18 protein-coding genes are annotated in these 21,424 nt (G+C 32.1%); 17 read left to right on the forward strand and 1 reads right to left on the reverse strand.

All coding sequences use genetic code 11. The features are described 5' to 3' along the window. Nucleotides 1–236 (forward strand): hypothetical protein (locus Z053_RS31660; RefSeq protein WP_035096760.1); only part of this gene is annotated, 236 nt, incomplete at its 5' end. Nucleotides 237–402: 166 nt separating this feature from the next. Here Z053_RS31660 and Z053_RS0124610 read toward each other — a convergent pair. Continuing rightward, a complete protein-coding gene (locus Z053_RS0124610) occupies nt 403–1,926 on the reverse strand; it encodes a hybrid sensor histidine kinase/response regulator transcription factor (RefSeq protein ID WP_160170145.1) in 1,524 nt (507 codons plus the stop codon). Nucleotides 1,927–2,735: 809 nt separating this feature from the next. On the opposite strand from Z053_RS0124610, the gene Z053_RS0124615 reads away from it, so the two are divergent. From Z053_RS0124615 to Z053_RS0124690, 16 genes are all read left to right on the forward strand, one after another. Then, on the forward strand, nt 2,736–4,271 hold the full coding sequence (locus Z053_RS0124615; RefSeq protein ID WP_152538391.1) for a Kelch repeat-containing protein: 1,536 nt from the start codon (nt 2,736–2,738) through the stop codon (nt 4,269–4,271). 443 nt (nt 4,272–4,714) lie between these two features. Beyond that, nucleotides 4,715–6,703, forward strand: a complete 1,989-nt coding sequence (locus tag Z053_RS0124620; protein WP_025667624.1) for a putative porin — start codon at nt 4,715–4,717, stop codon at nt 6,701–6,703. 15 nt (nt 6,704–6,718) lie between these two features. Then, nucleotides 6,719–7,852 carry a helix-turn-helix domain-containing protein gene (locus Z053_RS0124625; protein ID WP_025667625.1) on the forward strand — a complete coding sequence of 378 codons (1,134 nt, stop codon included), beginning with the start codon at nt 6,719–6,721 and terminating at the stop codon, nt 7,850–7,852. Nucleotides 7,853–7,951: 99 nt separating this feature from the next. After that, a complete protein-coding gene (locus Z053_RS0124630) occupies nt 7,952–9,595 on the forward strand; it encodes a serine hydrolase domain-containing protein (RefSeq protein ID WP_152538392.1) in 1,644 nt (547 codons plus the stop codon). Between the two features lie 361 nt (nt 9,596–9,956). Further along, on the forward strand, nt 9,957–10,958 hold the full coding sequence (locus Z053_RS0124635) for a hypothetical protein (RefSeq protein WP_025667627.1): 1,002 nt from the start codon (nt 9,957–9,959) through the stop codon (nt 10,956–10,958). A gap of 76 nt (nt 10,959–11,034) precedes the next feature. Beyond that, nucleotides 11,035–11,652 (forward strand): hypothetical protein, encoded by a 618-nt coding sequence (locus Z053_RS0124640; RefSeq protein WP_025667628.1) that lies wholly within the window; start codon nt 11,035–11,037, stop codon nt 11,650–11,652. 79 nt (nt 11,653–11,731) lie between these two features. After that, entirely contained in the window at nt 11,732–12,301 is a 570-nt protein-coding gene (locus tag Z053_RS0124645) for a class I SAM-dependent methyltransferase (RefSeq protein WP_025667629.1), read from the forward strand. 154 nt (nt 12,302–12,455) lie between these two features. Beyond that, nucleotides 12,456–13,070, forward strand: coding sequence for a hypothetical protein (locus Z053_RS0124650; RefSeq protein WP_206539225.1), 615 nt, complete (start codon nt 12,456–12,458; stop codon nt 13,068–13,070). Nucleotides 13,071–13,114: 44 nt separating this feature from the next. Next, complete coding sequence (locus tag Z053_RS0124655; protein ID WP_025667631.1) at nt 13,115–13,507, forward strand: hypothetical protein; 393 nt, start codon at nt 13,115–13,117, stop codon at nt 13,505–13,507. Between the two features lie 217 nt (nt 13,508–13,724). Continuing rightward, nucleotides 13,725–14,612 (forward strand): alpha/beta hydrolase, encoded by an 888-nt coding sequence (locus tag Z053_RS0124660; protein ID WP_025667632.1) that lies wholly within the window; start codon nt 13,725–13,727, stop codon nt 14,610–14,612. A 213-nt stretch (nt 14,613–14,825) separates the two neighbouring features. Next, nucleotides 14,826–15,293 carry a GNAT family N-acetyltransferase gene (locus Z053_RS0124665; protein ID WP_025667633.1) on the forward strand — a complete coding sequence of 156 codons (468 nt, stop codon included), beginning with the start codon at nt 14,826–14,828 and terminating at the stop codon, nt 15,291–15,293. A gap of 160 nt (nt 15,294–15,453) precedes the next feature. Beyond that, on the forward strand, nt 15,454–16,878 hold the full coding sequence (locus tag Z053_RS0124670; protein ID WP_025667634.1) for an SBBP repeat-containing protein: 1,425 nt from the start codon (nt 15,454–15,456) through the stop codon (nt 16,876–16,878). 71 nt (nt 16,879–16,949) lie between these two features. Continuing rightward, nucleotides 16,950–18,680, forward strand: a complete 1,731-nt coding sequence (locus Z053_RS0124675) for a histidine kinase (protein WP_025667635.1) — start codon at nt 16,950–16,952, stop codon at nt 18,678–18,680. Continuing rightward, entirely contained in the window at nt 18,677–19,369 is a 693-nt protein-coding gene (locus Z053_RS0124680; RefSeq protein WP_025667636.1) for a LytR/AlgR family response regulator transcription factor, read from the forward strand. Before Z053_RS0124675 ends, Z053_RS0124680 begins: the two co-directional genes overlap by 4 nt. A 160-nt stretch (nt 19,370–19,529) precedes the next feature. Further along, nucleotides 19,530–20,477, forward strand: coding sequence for a TolB-like translocation protein (locus Z053_RS0124685; RefSeq protein ID WP_025667637.1), 948 nt, complete (start codon nt 19,530–19,532; stop codon nt 20,475–20,477). A gap of 244 nt (nt 20,478–20,721) precedes the next feature. Further along, the gene (locus Z053_RS0124690) at nt 20,722–21,285 is read left to right on the forward strand and encodes a Crp/Fnr family transcriptional regulator (RefSeq protein WP_025667638.1); all 564 of its coding nucleotides are present in this window, start codon (nt 20,722–20,724) and stop codon (nt 21,283–21,285) included. The last annotated feature ends 139 nt before the right edge of the window (nt 21,286–21,424 follow it).

Below are 21,424 nucleotides of genomic sequence, written 5' to 3' on the forward strand. Positions count from 1 at the left end.
GCGTACAAAACTACCTGTCAAAAGATGATCAATTTGGCAATAGCGATGATGTAGGAGCTGGTGGGTCTTTGGTGTCTTTCGGCATTGATGCTATTATAAAACCCGGCGAAACTAGGCAGTATAAGAGGACTCCTTCTTCTAATGACCAAGATAACTATGATTACCTTATAGTAAAAATTTACAGCCGTGTAGAAAATTGTACAGAGGAGACCGTTATTATAGAAAAGATAGAATGAATTCGTTTAAGCGAGTTTACTTTAAAAGAAATTCAGAGTTGTATTCAAAATGAAGAGGATATGAGTTGTCTCTCTTCGGTTGTAACTCCATCGGTTTACATCACTGGTGGAGTTTTTTACCCCGATTCTTGTTTTTAACCGGTTGTAAGAATCTTGAGAAATGGTATTATTCAGCATTTCCCATTTGATGAGGTTGACAACCAAATCTTTTGTAAAATAGTTTACTAAAATAAGAAGTATGAGAAAAACCTACCTCTAAAGCTAGTTTCTTTACAGATACGTCTGTATCGTTTTCTATGATATTTCGGGCCTTTTGCAGTTTTATTTCTGTAATAAACTCATTTGGCGTTAGACCGGTTTCACTTTTAATTTTTCGATAAAACGAACTTTTAGAAATATGAAAATGATTTACAATACTTTCCTGGTTAAAGTGAGGAGTACTACATTCTTGATACACATAGTTTTTTATTAGTAACAGCCAATTTGTAATGTTTTCACTTTCTGGTGCAATAGCCTTTGTGTTCTTTATATAATTTAATTTAGATTTTTGATTAGCAAGCATATTTTTGATGCGTATCAATAGCTCTTCCTTTTCAAATGGTTTTTGTAGATAATCATCAATACCCAGGCGTAGCACTTCTAGTTTACTTTTTGTGCTGCCACGAGCCGTTAACATCATTGTTGGGATGTGTATTTGTTTCTTTTTGAGGTTTTGTACAAACTCTAAACCATCCATTTTGGGCATCATATAATCAGTGATAATACAATCTATAGATTCTTTTTCTAACAGCTCCAGCGCCTCGATACCATTTTCGGCTTCTAAACAAAAACAAGGGTGTAATAATTGTTTAAGATAATCTCGCATTTCTTTATGATCATCTACCAATAAAAATACACCTTTTATTATATCGCTTTCATTTTGTTCAAATAAGGATTGACCCGTTACAGTAATGGTTTCTTCTAAGGAATCGATGAGTTCTAGATGCTCTATTGCGGGTAAGGAGATTTTAAAACGAGCCCCTTGACCTAAAATACTTTTTACTGTTGTTTTTCCTTTGTGAAGTTCTATGATTTGATTACAGAATGCAAGTCCTACACCACTTCCTCCGGCATTGTTGATGTCGTTATCAGCCTGATAAAATTTATTAAATATTTTTTCCTGGTCTCTTTTAGAAATACCTATTCCTGTATCTTTAATAAAAATGTTAAGATTGCCTGCTTTTTGTTGAATCTTGATGCTTATTTCTCCACCTTTATCAGTATACTTTATAGCATTAATAATAATATTATTAAAAGCCCTTTCCAGAAGCATAGAATCTCCCATTGTTCTATATGTCTTTTTATGTTGCTGTATATTAAAACGAATCTCTTTTTGCTTAAAAAGAGGAGCAAAATTCAGAGAGATTCTTTCTAATAAGTGTGAGATGTTTACGGGTTTTGATCTTAAGTTGAAGTTTTTAGATTCCATTTTAGCCAAATCTAAAACATCATTTATCATAGTGGTTATTTTCTGCACTTGCCGACCCATCCCCTTTTCTATGTATTGAATTTCTGTATCGTCAAAGGTTTTTAGAGCATCAATATGCCCTTTTAAAAGTGTAATAGGAGTGCGTAATTCATGTGATATATTAATAAAAAACTGGGACTGAAATCTATTTAGGTCATCTAACTCTTGGTTCGTTTCTTTCATGACCTTTTGACTTTGCAAATTAATATTCTTAAAGTAATTAACTGCGATGAAAAAAAGAACAAAGAATAAACCTTTATACAACTTAAGGAAATCAATTCCATCGTTATAAAAATGAGGCAGTAAATAACACATAAAAGTTAGAGAGATAATAAAATAATTAACCCTTTTTTGATCAATAAACAGCAGTACACTTAGGGGAATAAATAAATAATCAAATTCATAAATCTGTTTTTTGGGATAAATGTTGGTAGAAACAAAAACAACAGAAATTAGTGCGAACATAAATAAGACTCTTGCTGTGTCTAAAAATGAAAAACCATGTATTATTTGTATGGCAAGTATTATAATGATATAAGTCAAATGAATAATGCTGAAAATTAGTTTGTCTTCATAGCTTTGAGAAGAAAACTGAGCAACATAGATAATGCAAAAAAGAGCGATGACATACCAACAATAACAAAAAAAATTAAAGAATCTAATTTTTTTCAGTTCTATAGAATGCATTTTTGGGTCACCACCAAATTGTAATGCTTTTAGAAAAAACGATACCATATTAGATAACCTCATGTATAATACCTGGTTTGTGGTTAAGTTATCAAAGCTATAATAATTCTTCAAGTCACAAAAGTATCTATTTGTATAAGAGCATTTTGAACGATTTGTGATGCTTCTTGACCGATTATTGAGTATCAATCATCTGCAGAAATTTCTTTATAACGTAATTGACCGATTAGAGCTGTTTATTGAATCAATAGTGAGCGTAGACTTTAGTTATTTTGACCAGTCAAAATAAATATGAAACTAAAATCATGAAAAATAACAGCATTAAATTAATCTATATTCTACTACTATGCAGCATTCTTTTTATGTCTTGCAGTAAAGATGATGATAACACAAAACCAAATACTCCACCCGCCGCATTCTCTTTGATTGCAGTTACAGATAAGGCTACAAATGTAGAGAGACTTCCTGATTTTAGCTGGGAAGCCGCTACAGATGCAGATGGTGATACGGTAACTTATGATTTGTATTTAGATACCCAGGCAAATCCAACAACACTATATGCAGGAAATATAAAAGATACTCATTTTAAAATAACAGAACTTTTGGATGGTATTACCCAATACTATTGGAAAGTAATTGCTAAAGATGATAATAAAGGTGCTACAGAAAGTAAAATTTTTAGTTTTACTACTACACCAAACACTCCACCTTCAGCATTTTCTTTGACAGAGGTAGAAGATAACGCAATAGATGTAGATGTATTACCTCGTTTTTACTGGGAAGCCGCTACAGATGCAGATGGTGATACGGTAACTTACGATCTGTATTTAGGTACAGAAGAAAACCTCACAACGGTATTAGAAGAAAATATTGAAGATACCTTTCAGAGAGTGTATGAGGCATTAAGTTTAGGAACTAAATACTATTGGAAGATAATAGCCAAGGATAGTCATGGTGATTCTAGAGAAAGCGAAACTTTTAGTTTTACCACTGTAACAAATACTAGATTTCCAAAAACAAGTAAGCATACATCTGTAATCTTTGATAATAAGATTTGGGTCATTGCTGGATACCCTAGTGTTGGTGCTTGGTACAGTGCCGATGGTCTTAACTGGACACAAACTATAGGACAAAATGATGACCCTGCAGATGATAGGAATGGCCATACTTCGGTGGTGTTTAAAGATAAAATGTGGATTATTGGTGGAGATAATAAAAACGATGTTTGGTCTAGTATCGATGGTATTACCTGGGTACAAGTTACAGAACATGCCGCTTTTTCGGCTAGAGAGCATCATACATCTGTAGTCTTTGATAACAAGATTTGGGTAATCGGCGGGCGTTATGATAATAATGGTGAAGAAAAAAATGATGTTTGGTATAGTGAAGATGGTCTTACCTGGATAGAAGCAACAAATAAAGCTGCTTTTTCAGAGAGAAGTTTCCATACTTCGTTGGTCTTTAATAATAAAATGTGGGTGATTAGCGGACATCCTTATCTTAGTGATGTTTGGTATAGTGAAGATGGTATCACCTGGACAGAAGCCACAAATGATGCTTCTTGGGAAAGTAGATCTGGCGCTACTTCTCTGGTCTTTAATAATAAAATGTGGCTTATCGGAGGGCAGGATTATGACTCAAAAAATGATGTTTGGAGTAGTACTGATGGCATTATCTGGACAGAAGCGATAGGTGTCGCTCCCTCTTCAGAAAAGATACGCTCTAGTTCAGTGATCTTTAATAATAAAATGTGGATCATAGGAGGAGTAGGACTGACTGGCGATGGTCAAAACGATGTTTGGATGAGCACTGATGGTGCTAATTGGGTAGAATCTAAATAGATAACAATACTGTATGGATATGAATACAGTAAGTAATTAAATGGTGAAAAAACGATATCCTAAACTATAATACTAACTATAACCAAAAGATTTAAGTTGGATTGAATTTGTCCTCTCGCCCCCAATACTATTGATTGAGATACCCATTAAATGTAATTTTAATGGGTATTCCTTTTTTATAAATAACCTATTTGTATGGTAAAGAGTACTCTTGTTAAACCCGCATTATGCATTAGAACTTCGTTATGAGGCATAATGTGGGTTAAACGTATTCTTAAAAATTAAATGTAACACCATAGCTTTGTGATCAGTCTTCTAATAAGAATCATATTATTAAAATCATTAAGTAATAACGGGTTCAATAAAAAAGTTAATTTATACAAACAATGAGTATCATTTACTTTCGTTAAAAAAGTATATTTTTGCCACAGTTTAGCATTCTAATGAGAAAAAACATAATATTTATAGTTGCACTGTTATCGGTTTCGATGATGTGGGCACAAAGAGATCAGGAGAGAGTAGGCGATGCTTCTAATGCAAGAGGAGATGGATCTCAAGAACCCAGAAAATCGTTAAGACAGCCAAAGACTAAAAAAAAGAAGCCACCGGTTACAGAATATAAGATCATTACGATAAAAAATGATACAACGTATCAGGATACAACATTAACGATACTAAAGGATTATAAGTTTAATTATCTGCGTAGAGATGATTTTGAGTTACTTCCTATTCATAATGTTGGGCAAACCTATAATAGTTTAGCTAAGCGAGAAGAAAGAGATCATATATTACCACTAATGGGAGCCAGGGCCAGGCATTTCAATTTTATGGAAGCCGAAGATATAAAGTACTACCAGGTACCTACCCCGCTTACCGAGTTGTATTTTAGAACTACCTTTGAACAAGGGCAGCAACTAGATGCTTTTTTTACGGTAAATACTTCACCAAGACTTAATCTTTCGATTGCCTATAAAGGTGTAAGGTCTTTGGGAAAATATCAACATGCTCTAACGAGTACAGGTAATTTTAGAGCTACAGCTAGTTATTCGACCAAAAATGACCGGTATAGAGTACGTACACATTTTGTATCACAAGATTTGCTTAATGAAGAAAACGGAGGATTATCAGAAGAAGGGCTAAATCAGTATTTGGGTACAGGCAATTTTGTTGGAGAAGAAGATGAATTTGCAGATCGAGGTTCGGTGTCTGTTAATTTTCAAAATGCCGAAAGTATATTACTAGGAAAACGATTTTATCTAAATCACGAATACGCAATACTTAAAAAAACAGATAGTTCTTCTACAGCATTGTCGGTAGGACATATAATGGATCTTACAGATAAGAGATTTAAATATGATCAGGCAGCAATTGCTCCCAATAATCTCTTGGGGGCATCCTATGTAGCTACAAATATTTCTGATAATGTAGCTTTAGAAGATTTTAGTAATCAGGTATTTGTAGATTTTACCAATAAGTGGTTGGGGAATCTGCGTGTACTGGGTGGAAGCTCTAATTATAACTACGGGTATAATGCAATTGTAAATCAGGTAAACAGTTCTGGTGCTCAAATAAATATAACAAATCGTATTAAAGGAGATATATATTCTGTTGGGGGTGAGTATAAGAATACCTATAAAGGATTTAAGCTGTTTGCAGACGGAATGACCATTGTTTCTGGTGATTTTACAGGAAATTATTTTAATGCAGGTGCAGGGTATGACCTTAATGATAACTATGGTATCCAGGCCAAAGTAAGTTCTACATCTGTTGCTCCCAATTATAATTTTTTACTCTACCAAAGTGATTATGTAAACTATAACTGGCAAAATAATTTTGATAATACCGAAACTCAAAAAATACAGGTTAATATCAAAGCCAGGAAAATTGCCGAAGTAGAAGCGAGCTATGCTACAATTAGTAAGTATACCTATTTTACAAAGAATGCCAATTCTGCAATTGTACCCCTACAAGCTCCAGAAAGTATTGATGTATTGAAGGTAAAACTTTCACAGGGACTTAAATACTGGAAACTAGGTCTTGATAATACCGTAATGTATCAAAACATTCAGGGAGGAGATCAAATATATAATGTACCCGAAATTACCACCAGAAACAGTTTGTATTATCACGATCACTGGTTTAAAAAAGCATTGTATTTACAAACAGGAGTCACTTTTAAATATTTTACAAGCTATAAAGCAGATGCATACGATCCTGTGTTGTCCGAGTTTTATGTTCAAAATACCGAAGAGATTGGTGGTTACCCTCAGTTTGATATCTTTTTTAATGCCAAGGTACGACAGACAAGAATCTTTTTTAAAGTCGAAAACTTTGGCGAAGCCTTTAGACAAAACAACGAGTTTTCTGCACCAGGATATGCAACACGTGATGCTGTATTGCGCTTTGGTTTGGTTTGGAATTTCTTTTTGTAACCGAACCATTATATAATGTGCGAATTCAATTTAAATATTTTCAACCTTATTATAATAGCGTCTATATTTATAGGAATCACATTTGGACTATTACTTATTTTTACTAAGCGAATAAATAAAAAAGCTAATGTACTACTTGGCTTAGTTACTTTTATTATTGTTTTTTGGAATATTTGGATATTAAGTTTGGATTTTCAAATCACTAATTATATACCACATTTTTATTTAATACCATTAAATTACTCTTTAGCTCTCGGACCATTATTATATTTATATGTAAAAAAAATAACCAATTTTGGTTACCGTCTTTCTAAAAAAGACAGCATTCATTTTTTGCCATTAGTACTAGAACTCGCAATACATTTTATGATTAGTCGTGATGCACTTGTTAATAATACTATTGGTATAGAAACGAATACCTATCTTCAATTAATGCCTGTTGTTCAGTTTTTTGCAATCATTTCTATAGTAACCTATTGTTTATATGCCCTAAAAGAAATTAAAGTTTATCATACATGGTTAAATAAAAATTACAGCAATAATGATGCATATAGCTTAAGGTGGTTATATAGGTTGATTATCGTATTTGCTGTACTTTGGTTTTTATGGACACCTTATACTATTATTGATTATGTAGTGTTTAATTTTCAGTTAGGCATAAGTGATTATTACCCAATTTATGCAGTACTGTCTATTATCACTATTTGGATTAGTGCAGAAGCTTTTTTAAGACCAGAAGTAATTTTACTCGAGGCTAATAGAGAAAATAGTATTGATAAAGAAAAACCATCTGAAGAAATCTACAAAAAAGCATCTTGGTTAAAAGAACAAATGGTAGCTAATCGTTTTTATCTTAACTCAGAATTGACATTAAAGTCTTTAGCAGAAAGTCTTAATATGCACCCCAATATTTTGTCTAAAGTAATAAACGATGGTTTGGATAAAAATTTCTCGGATTTTGTAAATGAATATCGTGTAAATGCTATTATCGAAAAATTACATAGTGGTAATTATGATCACATAACCTTACTAGGTTTGTCTTTTGAGTGTGGTTTTAATTCAAAAACAACTTTTAACAGAGTCTTTAAAAATATTAAGGGCATTACTCCTTTGCATTATAAGAAATCAATAAAAAAAGACTCTCAATAGCGTTAAATGAGTCCCATTCTATAATATGGAGCTTTTGTAAGCCCTGGTAGATCTATGTTTGTTGAATAATTCAATTATCAATCAAACATGAAATCAAAAATGAAATCAAATTGTTTAGTACTTATTGTTTGCTTCATCGTAGCATGCAATACTAGTAAAAGTTCAACACCAAAAAATTCTCAAACAAATGAAATTGAGAATCTATTCTTTTCAAAGGTTGACTTTAAAAAAAATAAACCTACACCAAATAACTATGTCAATAGTTTTACACTTAATAAAGATGAGTTTCTGAACATTCATTTTACATTAGATAAACCTCTTATTGAAAGCCTTAAATTATTAGCTCCAGGCTTATCACAAGATCAATTATTGAATAAAGGGAATTTTCAATTTTCGTTTTTAGTAGATGGCAAAAAAGTTCATGTAGAAAATTTAAACAAAGGTGCAGGAACTATAGATGCTAAGACAACCAAACTTAAACATATGGTTCCGTTAATGTATCCCGAACAGATTGATTTTTGGGGTTGGTTTATGTGGCTAAAGTTTATGAAATTAAGTGGAGGGCAAGATGTTCTCGTAGAAGGCAACCATTCTTTAACTATTGAAGTAAGACCCTATTTAAAAGAAGAAACGCTAAAAGTAGGGGCGATTTTAGCCAAAGGAAATATAACGATCGAAGTGGCCAAAATTGCTATAGACGAAAGTCTAATACCAGTTCAAAAAATACAGCCCGATAGTGGTTGGCAATTATCTAAAGATAGTTTTGATCGTCACAAAATAGAAGCACTAAATAGGAAAATAGCTGAAAAAAGATTCGAAAATATTAATGGAGTTGTCGTTATAAAAGAAAACAAGCTTTTAATAGAAGAATATTTTAATGGTGAAGACAGAAATAGTTTACACAACTCAAGATCTGTAGGGAAATCATTTGCATCTACAGTGCTGGGGATTGCTATTAAAGAAAACCATATCAATAGTGAAAATGCATTTTTAAAAGATTTTTACAAATTAAAATCCTTTAAAAATTATAGCAGTAAGAAAGATTCTGTAACATTAAAATCTCTTCTAACTATGAGTTCGGGATTTCTTGGTGATGATAGTGATTACAATAGTTTAGGAAATGAAGAAAATATGTATCCAACCGATAACTGGGTTAAATTTTCACTTGATTTACCAATGCAGAAAGATAAAACAATAGGAAAAGATTTCACTTATTTTACTGCTGGAGTTGTGATCTTAGGAGATATCATTCATAAATCTGTTCCTGAAGGGTTAATTTCTTATGCAGATAAAAAATTATTTGAACCACTTAATATTACCAATTATAAATGGCAATACACACCACAAAAAATCGGTAATACCGCCGGCGGAATACAGTTAAGAGCCATCGACTTTGCTAAGTATGGGCAATTATATAAAAACAAAGGAAAATGGAATGGCAAACAAATTATAACAGAAAAATGGGTAGAGAAAAGTGTATCAAAACAAGTATCACAAGCCTATGCTGGTATAAAAGATGGCTACTACGGCTACCTTTTCTGGAATAAAATATATACCATTAATGGCAAAGATTACCCAGTTTCTTTTTGTAGTGGTAGAGGTGGGAATAAGATTTTTATCTTTAAAAACATTCCTTTTGTTGTTGTTATTACTTCTTCTGCATATAACAATCCAAATGCTCATGCTAATGCAGACAAAATGATGAAGGAATATATATTACCTGCAATAATAGAGAAAAAATAAAGCCAATAGCCAGCAATGTATAAAAACGTAGGATGGTTTAAGATAGTTTGAAAGGCTTCGAAATTTACTAAGTCGCCAAATCTTTAATTAGACATTTGCAAAAAAATGATAAAAGCGAAATATTTATATTTGATTTAGTGCCAATCTAAAAAATATCGTTAATTAACCGCCCTACGTTTCTTATACAAAACGTTAGTAATAATTTATAATAGGATTTCTGTATTCAAGCTCTCAAAAAATAAGAAACAAATAACTTTCTAAGAACGTGAACTCTATCTAATTCATCAAAAAAGATTCACAAGGATTGTGTAACATAAATAAGTTTTTAAACTCTGATATTTAGAATCAATCAATCAATCAAATGAAAAACTTAAGTATTTACTTCCTTACTCTTATTTCAATTTTATTAATAAGTTGTAACTCAAACTCGAAAAAAGAAACTATTTCAGATGATAAAGAAGTAATAAAGAACTCTTCAATCAGTAAAGTTGAAGACACCAGAGTTATAAAGGTTAAATTAGGTGTTAATTCTAATCAGATATCTAATGAATGGAAAAATGTATTAGTAAGCAGGAAGAATGCTGCTATACTTGACTCTCTATCAAATGTGATTAAACAAATAACAGAAGAAGAACAAGATTGGATCAACTTAATTGAATCCAAAGCAACTAAATGGAATACTTTTAGAGACTCACTAAAAGTACCTTTTCAGAATATCAAACTTAAAGACACCATTTCTATCCTTTTAGGATATCAAGGAGGTGATGATGCTTTTACCTATAAAAATAAAACTGTTTGTCTCGATGTAAATGCATTACACAGAGAATACGGATCTGCAAAAAAACCTGCTAATGACAATCGAATTGACCGTATATTTGCACACGAATTTACACATTTACTTCATAAACAATGGGCAAAGGAAAACAACTTAAAACTCGATACATTTAAAGATCAGATTTTGTGGGAATGCGTAATGGAAGGTTTTGGGATGTATCGTTCGATGTCTACTAAATGGTTTCCTGTAGGAGATTCTTTATCCATGACATCAAAAAATACTTTTAAAAATTTGTATCCAATATTTACTGAAAAAATCATTAAAGTATCTACACAGTCAAACCTTACAAGGGAAGAAGAAAACAATTTGCACGCAAACCTATCTAGAGGTCCTATGAAAAAAAAATGGGGTGCTATGCCAGTTGCTGTATGGCTCGCATTAGAGGCAAAAGGGAATGATGAGAATCTGGTGAAATGGGTAAACAAAGGACCAGATGCCATAATTCTATTAGCTAAAAAATATTTAACAGGAGAAAGTAAAACTAGGTTTGAAAAGGCTTTTCCAGATAATCAGGACACAAACGATTAGCTATAACTATATAATGAGTGATGTACTCAATAACTTAAGATAACAAACGTTTTCAACTTAAATCGTTACAAAACAAATGAGTTGGTCTATACCTAAGCAAAAGTTAGTACTTATAACCTTAGTATTCTGTTTATTCAATCTAAATGCTCAAGAAAATAGTAATATAACTTTTCGGATAGAACCTGGGATTCTCTTATTTTCAGAATCCGGAAATTTAGAATTATTACTTAATGTTGAACCCAAAATTAAAATTTCAGAAAATAAGGTTATCGGATTAAGATTTGGGGTTGCATTAAATTCTCAAAAATTTGAAAATAATGATAGTGCTCAATTTAATATTGATGATCAATCTGATAATGCCGTCATTTCGTTTGTACCGACTTTCGATTATTACTTAAATGAAAATAATTATCGTCCTTATGTAGGTTTAGGGGTAGGATATTATTTGTTGAGCTATATCGATGTTTCCCCAGTTGGCTCTGCAGATGTGTTAGAAGGAAGTGTTAATAACCAGATAGGTTTTCTATTAAGAGGAGGATTTGAATTTGGTAAAACAAGACTTGGATTAGAATATAATCTTATTCCGAAAGCAGATATAGAACTACCGAGTGGCCAAATCATAGGAACAGTAGATAGTGGCTATTTAGGACTGTCTATTGGATTTACAATCGGAGGTAGGAAAAACCAGAATTAATTACGAATTTGGTTATTTTAAACCGATTAAACTGCAACAACACTTATCTTTAATGTATTGTAGTATATAGAAAATAAAAATGAAAGAAGAATATTATAAAACTAAAGATTCTGTTGAAGAATATATCAGATTAGCAAAAGAGGTGAATGGAGGTGAGCTGATTGAAAAATTTAAAGAGTTCTTACCATCCGATTCTACTCTACTTGAAATTGGAACAGGGCCAGGAACTGATTGGAATATTCTTAATAAAGATTACAAGGTTACTGGCTCAGACAATTCTAATGAATTCCTAAAGCACCTTATTTCAAGCTATCCTTCGGGTAGATTTCTTGATTTAGACGCTGTTACGTTAAATACAGATGAAAAATATAATGGAATATACTCTAATAAAGTAATGCATCACTTGAAAGATAGTGAACTTAAAAATTCAATTAAGAGGCAGCATGATATTTTGAAATCAGGCGGAATTATTTGTCATTCATTTTGGAAAGGAGAAGGTTCAGAAATTTTCAAAGGCCTTTTTGTAAACTATCATACAAAAAAATCATTAAGAGACTTTTTTGAGGATTATTTTGAAATACTCTTGATAATGAATTATACAGAATTTGAGGAAGCAGATTCCCTTTTATTAATTGGAAAGAAAAAATAGGAGATTGACACAAAACCTAAGCTGCCGTTTGCACATATCGCCTCGTATATTGGGATCACACTAAGAAACATTAAGCAGAATACGAAAGCCTAAAAACCGAATTTGATATAAATCAAATGATACGTTATAATTTAGATTGACCTTTGTGAAAAAAATGATGAATCGAATTCATTATATCTCGGGGGTTATAATTACAATTTTTATAAGCTTTCACTTGTTTAACCATAGTTATAGTCTTTTTGGGGTAGAGGAGCACATCCGATTAATGGATAAATTTCGTTGGGTTTATAGAAATGTTTTTGCCGAAACTCTTTTGTTGATAGCAGTGTTCATTCAGATTTTTTCTGGGATACGACTATTTTTAAGAAGGAGAAAAAATACCACTGGGTTTTTCGAAAAATTACAAGTATGGAGCGGATTATATCTAGCCGTTTTCTTTGTGTTTCATCTTGGGGCAGTATTCACAGGTAGGTTTTTTTTAGATTTAGATACCAATATTTATTTTGGAGTAGCAGGGTTGAATACTTTTCCGATAAATCTATTTTTCATACCCTATTACGGGCTTGGTATACTTTCGTTTTTTGGTCATATTTCCGCCATTAATTACGTCAAAATGAAAAACAATGTATTGGGACTCACACCTCGAAAACAATCTGTTTTAATATTTGTACTTGGTGTTGTAGTAACACTGGTACTATTTTATGGATTAACAAATGGATATAGAGGAATTGAAATACCAACAGAATATCATATTTTGATAGGAAAATAAAGAACGAACACATAACTTAAGATGAGTTCACTAATAATTAAGTAATGAATACGTATTTATGTATTGCAGGAATGCTATGTTTTTTCTTAGGAATTGTTCATTCCATTCTTGGAGAATATTTGATTTTTAATAGCAAAAGAAAAAAAGGAAACCTGGTTCCGTCAAAAAAAAGCGAAGCATTAAAAGAAAGGCATTTAAGGATATTATGGGCAACCTGGCATTTGGCTTCAGTATTTGGCTGGTGTATCGGGGCGGTATTGATCAAAATTTCGGTAGAATACAATGAGTTAAAATCAACTAGTATTGATTTTATAATACAGTCCATCATATACACCATGTTCCTGACGTCTCTTTTGGTTTTAGTAGGTACTAAAGGAAAACACCCGGGATGGATAGTTCTTTTACTAATCGGAATACTAGTAGTGATAGGGAACTAATCAAAAACAGCGGGATATTTTAGTATGCTAGATTGTATGATATGGATTTAATTAAGACTTTATAGGATCGTTTTGATATTTTTAGAAACGGTTATTAATATGTGTGCAAGATTACATAATAAGTATATGTGTACTAGTACACATATATCATTGTTACCAAACATTTTGAAATATTAAACAATGAGAAATTAAGACATTTATAATAAGGAAAGGAAACATGGAAACAACGAAATTATTAATATTGACATGTGTTTTATCACTCAACACCGTCTTTGCTCAAGAAAATAATATAAACGATGGGACACAAACGGTAGAAAAGTCTTATTTAGAATTACCTCGGATACAGGTAATCCCAATAAAGGATACTAAAAATGACAGGCAATATGAACTTTACGTTAAGCTACCAGAGGGATATTCAGAAAACGGTGACATCAAATATCCCGTGCTTTATTTTACTGATGCCCTGAAGCACATCGAACTATTATCAGGCTCCATCGAGCATCTGATGGAAAACACTATTTTGGTTGGTATTTCCTGGCAAAAAGATCTAAAAGGAAAATTAGGTGCATTAGGAGAACATGCAAGTAGATTTCGAGATTACTCAATAATGAAATCAAGTAATCCAGAACATCAAGCTAAATATCAACGTGGACAGGCTGGTAATCATCTGGATTTCATTCGTAACGATGTTATTAAGTATGTTGAAAACAACTATCAAACTGACCCCGATAACCGCAGCTATTTTGGGTATTCCATGGGCGCAAAATTTGGAGTATACATATTATTTGTACAACCAGACACTTTTAAAAACTACATTCTTGGTAGCCCGGGAGCTTTATTAGACGGATCATACATTTATGAACATGAGCCTATTACCGCCTTGAATCAAAAAGAGCTAAATGCTAATGTTTTTGTGTCAATTGGCGCATTAGAAAAAGAAAGTATGCTTGGACATGCTAAAGGTCTTGTTTCCATATTGAAAAGCAAAAATTATACAAATGTATCATCAAAGCTTGTGGTGATTGAATCTGCTAACCATGGTGGAGCTTTTCCCATGTCGGCAGTTCGTGGTATGTATTGGTTATCAGACTTGACAAAAGAATAGCGTATCAAAGCATAAACCGAATCTAAAAACACAGTATGTTAAGATATATAATCCAGGTTTAATCAAGGATTTTTAAAAACTATTCTTCAAAATCAGATTTTATAGGATAGTTTTGGTATTTTAGAAACTAGTATTGATAAAGTACACATAAGTATATAATGATTGTATGTCTACTAGCATATGCAGGGTTGTAAGTAGAAATAAAACTCAGTTATGAAGATATCTTTAGCAGAAAAAAAAGATCTTAAATCAATATTAGAATTGCAAAAAGCTTGCTATTTAGAAGAAGCAGAATTATATAACGATTTTTCAATTCCTCCATTAACACAAACCTTAGCATCAATTGAACTTGATTTTGAAAACGAAAAAATCTTAAAAATTGAATCTGATGGAGAAGTAATAGGCTCTGTTCGAGGAAGTTTAGACTCAGATACCTGCAAGATTGGTAGGTTAATTGTAAAAAAAGAATTTCGAAAACAAGGATTAGGAACACGATTAATGAATCAAATAGAGTCTCAATTTAAGGCTGCAAAGCGTTTCGAACTGTTTACAGGACATAAAAGTGATAGGAACTTAATACTCTATACTAAGCTTGGATATTCAGAATTTAGAAAACAAAGGATAAACAAAAAACTGGAATTAATTTTCCTCGAAAAAAATAATACTAAGAACAGTCACTAAAACTGTGTCCTAAAAAGGCATCAACCCTAAACTTAATCTAATACCTTTTTCATAGAATAGCTTCATGTGATATTCACACGATCCTCGTGCTTTTCACCATTTACCTTTACATAGATAAGTACTTCATAATTAATTTTGATTTTAAAATAAAAATCATGTTATGAAAAAACTATTAATTGCAATAATGATTGTTCTAATTTTTGTAAAAGATGAGTTGTATGGTCAAGAATTGTCAACTTCAACTCTTTATTCGACATACTATGGGAGCAACGGAACCGATGATGCTGATGTTGTTGCTGTCGACTCCGAAGGAAATACATACCTTGGTTGCCACTCAAGCTCTGCAGATTTACCTGGAGCTAATCGATATCCATATACTCTTAGTGGAGGAATGGATGCTTTTGTTGTGAAACTAAACAAAAAAGGAACAGAGGTTGCCTACTTAACTAAACTTGGTGGGGCAAAATGGGATGCTATCCAGGGACTCATATCAGATTCTATAGGAAATATCTATGCAGTAGGAACTACATATTCGTCTGATTTCCCAATAAACCCTAATGGATTTCAACCAAATTTTGGAGGAAAGAGTGATGCTTTTGTTGTTAAAATTAATTCCAAAGGAAAAGTTGTTTGGTCAACTTTTTTAGGAGGTAGTAAAGATGAAGATGGTAGAGGTATAGCTATTGATCAACAGGGTAATGTTCATGTTATTGGTAGAACTAAGTCTAAAGATTTTCCTACCTCTGAAGGAGCCTTACAATCAAAATCGGCTGGAGGAATAGATGCTTTTATTGCTACTCTTGATCCTAATGGAAAAATGCTGACATCAACTTATATAGGAGGGTCAGGTGACGATATTGGTTTCTCAATCAAATTGGATAGTATGGGGCAACTCTATATTGCTGGGACAACCAACTCAATTAATTTTCCAGTTAAAAATGCTATACAAAGTGAAAACAAAGGAGAAGATGATGCTTTTTTAGCTGTAATTGACCCAACTAGATCGGTCATTAACTTTGCCAGTTATTTGGGAGGGAAAGGAACCGAACGGCTTTACAGTATTGATCTTGACTCTTCGGGTAATGTATTTATGATGGGATTTACAAACTCTGTAGACTACCCAACAACTACAAAGGCGTTTCAAACTGATTTTGGAGGAGTGAGAGACGCCTTTGTCACTAGATTAAATCTTCATAAAAGAGAGATTGTATATTCGACTTATTTGGGCGGAGAGAAAGATGATAACCCCAGAAATCTTGTAGTCAACGAGAAAGGTTATGCATTCATTGTGGGTAATACAGCTTCCAAAAATTTCCCTATAATTAATAGTCAAGAAAACAATCTGCGCGGTGACGATGATGCATTTATAGCTATACTTGATCCAAGCGGATCATTTCTTCGTCATTCCACTTTAATTGGCGGAAAAGGCCAGGATATATTCGAAGGCCTTGCCATAGGAACTGATGGTTCGTTAACTGTCTCAGGAGCATCAAATTCGATTGATTTTCCAACAGTAAACCCAATGCAAACTACTTTTTTAGGTGGTCGATTTGATATGATTGTTGCTCGCTTCTGGACAGATTGAGCGAAATAAATATCATTATTAAATAAATATAGAAGAAGTATCTTTATCATAAATTGGACTTTTAAGTAAAAATGAAATTACTGCTAATCATAAGTTTTTTTTTAAGCACGCAGACAGTTCATAACATTCCCGAATACTATGGGAATGTTATAGATTTAAGCACATTTGATATAGCTACTTTATATAAAGGAAATACAAAGCAATTTCTTGCAGATAAACTAAATGCCAAAGGTATTTATGAACACGTAAGTAAAGAAGAAGGGCTTTGGTATGTGACTCTGGATTTTAAAGTTACAGAAGAAACAATTAACAATAGCGATATCTGGATACAGTTTCGTACTAACGTTAATGCTGCTAATCTATATTTAAATGACAAATTACTTTTTAGAAATGGAAGAGTTGAGAACATATCTCAATCAAAAATTGGAGGTAAAAACTTAGTAAAAAAAAGAATTCCAAAAGATTATCTGGTAAACGGGTATAACAAAATTGAAATAGAATTTACTAACTATAAAAATAAAACAAATGCAAATTTTAGAGATGTGTCTATCGGTAATTTAGAAGCGTTTCAAAAACACACAGCTGTAATGACAACAGCACCCATTTTGTTTTTTGGGGTATTCATTTTCTTCTTACTGATAAACGTAGTGCTGTATTTTTCTCTAAATAGAAAAAAGGTTTTTCTTCTATTAGCTCTTTTATTTTTAATTAATAGTGTATTAGTCGCTTATGAAGTGCTGTATTGGAACGGTTTTGTTTCATCTGCTTCTTTTATACATAGTTACACCCTTAGAAGTGGGCTAGAACATATCACTTATTTCATATTACTTTTTGTTTTATACTTCGAATATGAATATCAAAAGAAAACTCTTTTTCTTTCAATTCTAGTTTTCATCATAGTTTATGTTCTTGCTGCTTGGACTCACACTAATATTGCAGTTACTCTAAGCTTTATACCTTTTGTCATGAGCATACTTGCCTCGTTAAAAAGAGTGAAAAACAGAACTGTTATTACAATATCACTATTTGTTTTATTTCTTTTTAATTACCTGGACGATAGTAATAGTATTGAAAGTTACGCTTTTGTATATAGCAATTTTATAATTACATCTTTAGTCTATAAGTTAGATAGTCTTGGCATGATTATTTTTGCTCTGGTTATGATTTTCATTTCAGCAAAAGGGATATTGCATAAAACAAAATCACTTAATGAAGCAAAACTTAAATTAGAACGTCTTGAATACCAATTTTTACAAAAGCGTATTTTGCCTCATTTTATAATAAACTCTTTAATGTCATTACAACAATTGATATCAAAAGAGCCTGAAACCGCAAGTAAAATGATCGAAGCGTTATCAGAAGAGTTTCATTTATTATCTATAATGAGTAAAAAGAAACTTGTTCCGATACATCAAGAAATTGAAATATGTAAAGCGCATCTTAGAATTATGAGCATTCAACAAAAAGCTAGTTATAAGATGAAGGTAAACGGAATTATTGGTGATGAAATGATTCCTCCCATAGTTATTCATACTCTTGTAGAAAATGGAATTACTCATGGATATTCGGGTAATCAAGATGCTAATTTTGAATTAAGTAAGCAAGAAACATCAAGCTCGATATTGTATCATCTTTTTAATGACAGCGCGATAAAAAAAACAGATTTAATGCATACCTCGGGTACAGGTCTAAAATATGTAGAAGCTAGATTAGAAGAATGTTATCCCGGAAAATGGAAACTACATTCGAATAAAATTAAAAATGGTTGGGAATCTATTATTGAAATAAAACATAACGTATGAGAGTCCTAATTGTAGAAGACGTCACTCTTGTTGCTGACCGCATTTCCGATTTAGCAAAAAAGTATATAGTAGACTGTAAAGTTAAAATATCACATACTTTAGATGACGCGCAGTATTGTATTACCGAGGAAGTATATGATTTACTATTCTTAGACCTTAATTTAAACGGTGAAGATGGTTTTGAACTTCTTAAATTAGTTGCGTCATCATCTTTCCAGACAATTATAATTACAGCAAACAGAGAAAAAGCATCTATAGCTTTTGACTTTGGTGTTTTAGACTTTATAAGCAAACCTATTTTAGAAAAACGATTCAAGATTGCTATTGATCGATTTCTTAATAGTAATGGTATGTATCGTGAAAAACTAAAATATTTAGCTGTTAAATCTAAAAAAGTGATTAGTTTAATTAGTATTGAGAATATTGAATGGATTAAAGCTTCAGGCAACTATTCTGAAATATTTACAGTCGATAAACGTCGCTTTTTACACGACAAAAATTTAGAAAAACTAACAAAAATACTTCCTGACAGTTTTGTTAAAGTTCACCGTTCATATATTGTTGAAAAATCTAAAATTAGTAAAGTTATTAAACATGGCGGAGGGAAATATAGTTTAGAATTATTAAGTGGCGAAATAGTATCATTAAGTCGCACAATGTATAAGAAATTCTTCCTGAATACGTATTGAAATCAAACATGAAACAGCAGGTGTAATTAATCACTTGTTTTGTGTCTATCCAGAAAACTTTACAGATTTACCTTTGGTTCGTTTTCTTTTACTAATTTAGTCCTAACCTACGCAACCAACCATATACAAAGCCGTTAACAAATTATTTAAATCAGATAATATGAGTAGAAGGTATTATTTCTTATTAATGATCGCATTCGTTTTTGTCTTGCAAAATTGTAAACCAATTAGTTCGAATAACTCCTATATAGATGAAAAACTGCCAGGGATAACACCAGAATTATTCGCTCCATCCTTTGTAAATACAGATGCTATAGAAATTAATACAGTATTTAATGCTTCGTTTACCGAAATGTTTTTTACCAGAATTATTGATGGTAGTTTTATTATACATCATTCTGATTTTGTTAATGGCAAGTGGACCGCACCGCAACCCATACAAATGTATACCAACCAGGAAAGTGAATCTGTTGCCATTGATCCATCAATAACACAAGATGGTAATACGATGTATTTCCTCGGCGTTAGTCCTGAAGATCGTTTGAAAAAAGGTAAGCCAGACATATATAGAAGTCAAAAAATTGAAGGGAAATGGCAAATTGCATCAAAGGTTGGATACCCCGTATCAACAGAAAAGTATGTAGAATCGTATCCGGTCGTTGTTGCAGATGGAAGTATATATTTTACATCAAATCGCCCTGGTGGTCTTGGTAAAGGAGATATTTATAGAGCCCAATATCTGGGAGAAGGAAAATTCGATACCCCAGTGAATATTGGTTCTGAAGTGAATTCTGAAGAAGGCCAACGTGGCACCTATGTTTCTCCCGATGAAAGTTATTTGATTACAGGAAACACATATACAGATGAGAAAGGTTTTGCAATATCATTTAAAGAAAATAACAAATGGCAAGCTCCGGTTCATTTTGATATTGGGGAGCCGCTAAAGAAAGATTGGATTTATTTCTGCCCATATATGTCACCAGATGATAAGTATTTTTTCTTTTCAAAAAGATACAGTAACCCTCCAAAGAGTGGATGGAAAGGAGTGACCAAAGGAGAAGTGTATTGGGTAGATGTTAGTACTGTTTTTAAAGATCAAAGAAAATAAATGGTGGCTAGCGATGTATAAAGATAATAGTTGCTTTGATCCCTAATCAAAGTAACTTTTCTTTAGATTTATAGCCGATCTAAAACAGAAAGATCTGTGTTTTAAACTCGATGCTATTCTTGTACTAGGCTTTTACTATTAATTACAGAAACATAAAATATTCCAAAAATTTACAAACTCGAATTCTATTGTAGCTTTGATAATTTTCTTCTTCAAGTAATAGAGAATTCAAACGAAAATTGTGTTGAAAGAAAAACTAAAGAAACATATTGAAAAAGTAATACAACTTACTAATGATGAATATTCATTCGTTTCGTCACACTTCTCATTTGAAAATTATAAAAAAAATGATTTTTTAATTCAAAAAGGGGAAAATGTAAAACATTTCTATTACGTCGTTTCTGGGCTTTTAAAATTAGTTTATGATGATATAGACGGTAAACAGCATATTGTGTCATTTGCAATGGAAGATTGGTGGGAAAGTGATTTCTTAGCTTATTTTACTAAAACAAAAGCTACAATGTCATTACAATGCATTGAAGATACTCATGTGTTTTGCCTTACGCTTGAAAATTATGAAAAACTAATAAGTGACCTGCCTAAAATGGAAAGTTTCTTCCTTAAGAAATCTATCTCTGGTCATATCGCTTCACAAAATAGAATTTTATCTTTTCTAACATCAAATGCTAAGGAACGATATGAGCAACTGTTAAAACAGTATCCATTATTATTTCAACGCGTTCCTAAAACCCTTTTGGCTTCTTACCTAGGCGTTTCGCGCGAAACACTTAGTAGACTTTCTTCTTAATCTTTTTACAATTGTGATGTTTGTCACGCGCAGATAATGATATTGTTCAAATCTTTGCATAGAATTTATTAATTCATAATTATGAAAAGCAAAAGAGTAATTATAGCAATCTCGTTATTTATCACTATATCTACATTCG

Origin of the sequence: Aquimarina megaterium XH134 (assembly GCF_000520975.1) — a bacterium.
In the GTDB taxonomy this organism is placed as follows: Bacteria; Bacteroidota; Bacteroidia; order Flavobacteriales; family Flavobacteriaceae; genus Aquimarina; species Aquimarina megaterium.

Excerpts from the sequence above, each read along its gene's own strand:
- Z053_RS0124610 (WP_160170145.1), bottom strand. The coding sequence starts at position 1,926 with ATGAAAGAAACGAACCAAGAGTTAGATGACCTAAATAGATTTCAGTCC.
- Z053_RS0124635 (WP_025667627.1), top strand. The coding sequence starts at position 9,957 with ATGAAAAACTTAAGTATTTACTTCCTTACTCTTATTTCAATTTTATTA.
- Z053_RS0124620 (WP_025667624.1), top strand. The coding sequence starts at position 4,715 with ATGAGAAAAAACATAATATTTATAGTTGCACTGTTATCGGTTTCGATG.
- Z053_RS0124670 (WP_025667634.1), top strand. The coding sequence starts at position 15,454 with ATGAAAAAACTATTAATTGCAATAATGATTGTTCTAATTTTTGTAAAA.
- Z053_RS0124645 (WP_025667629.1), top strand. The coding sequence starts at position 11,732 with ATGAAAGAAGAATATTATAAAACTAAAGATTCTGTTGAAGAATATATC.
- Z053_RS0124630 (WP_152538392.1), top strand. The coding sequence starts at position 7,952 with ATGAAATCAAATTGTTTAGTACTTATTGTTTGCTTCATCGTAGCATGC.
- Z053_RS0124660 (WP_025667632.1), top strand. The coding sequence starts at position 13,725 with ATGGAAACAACGAAATTATTAATATTGACATGTGTTTTATCACTCAAC.
- Z053_RS0124655 (WP_025667631.1), top strand. The coding sequence starts at position 13,115 with ATGAATACGTATTTATGTATTGCAGGAATGCTATGTTTTTTCTTAGGA.
- Z053_RS0124615 (WP_152538391.1), top strand. The coding sequence starts at position 2,736 with ATGAAAAATAACAGCATTAAATTAATCTATATTCTACTACTATGCAGC.
- Z053_RS0124675 (WP_025667635.1), top strand. The coding sequence starts at position 16,950 with ATGAAATTACTGCTAATCATAAGTTTTTTTTTAAGCACGCAGACAGTT.
- Z053_RS0124625 (WP_025667625.1), top strand. The coding sequence starts at position 6,719 with ATGTGCGAATTCAATTTAAATATTTTCAACCTTATTATAATAGCGTCT.
- Z053_RS0124665 (WP_025667633.1), top strand. The coding sequence starts at position 14,826 with ATGAAGATATCTTTAGCAGAAAAAAAAGATCTTAAATCAATATTAGAA.
- Z053_RS0124650 (WP_206539225.1), top strand. The coding sequence starts at position 12,456 with ATGATGAATCGAATTCATTATATCTCGGGGGTTATAATTACAATTTTT.
- Z053_RS0124685 (WP_025667637.1), top strand. The coding sequence starts at position 19,530 with ATGAGTAGAAGGTATTATTTCTTATTAATGATCGCATTCGTTTTTGTC.
- Z053_RS0124640 (WP_025667628.1), top strand. The coding sequence starts at position 11,035 with ATGAGTTGGTCTATACCTAAGCAAAAGTTAGTACTTATAACCTTAGTA.
- Z053_RS0124680 (WP_025667636.1), top strand. The coding sequence starts at position 18,677 with ATGAGAGTCCTAATTGTAGAAGACGTCACTCTTGTTGCTGACCGCATT.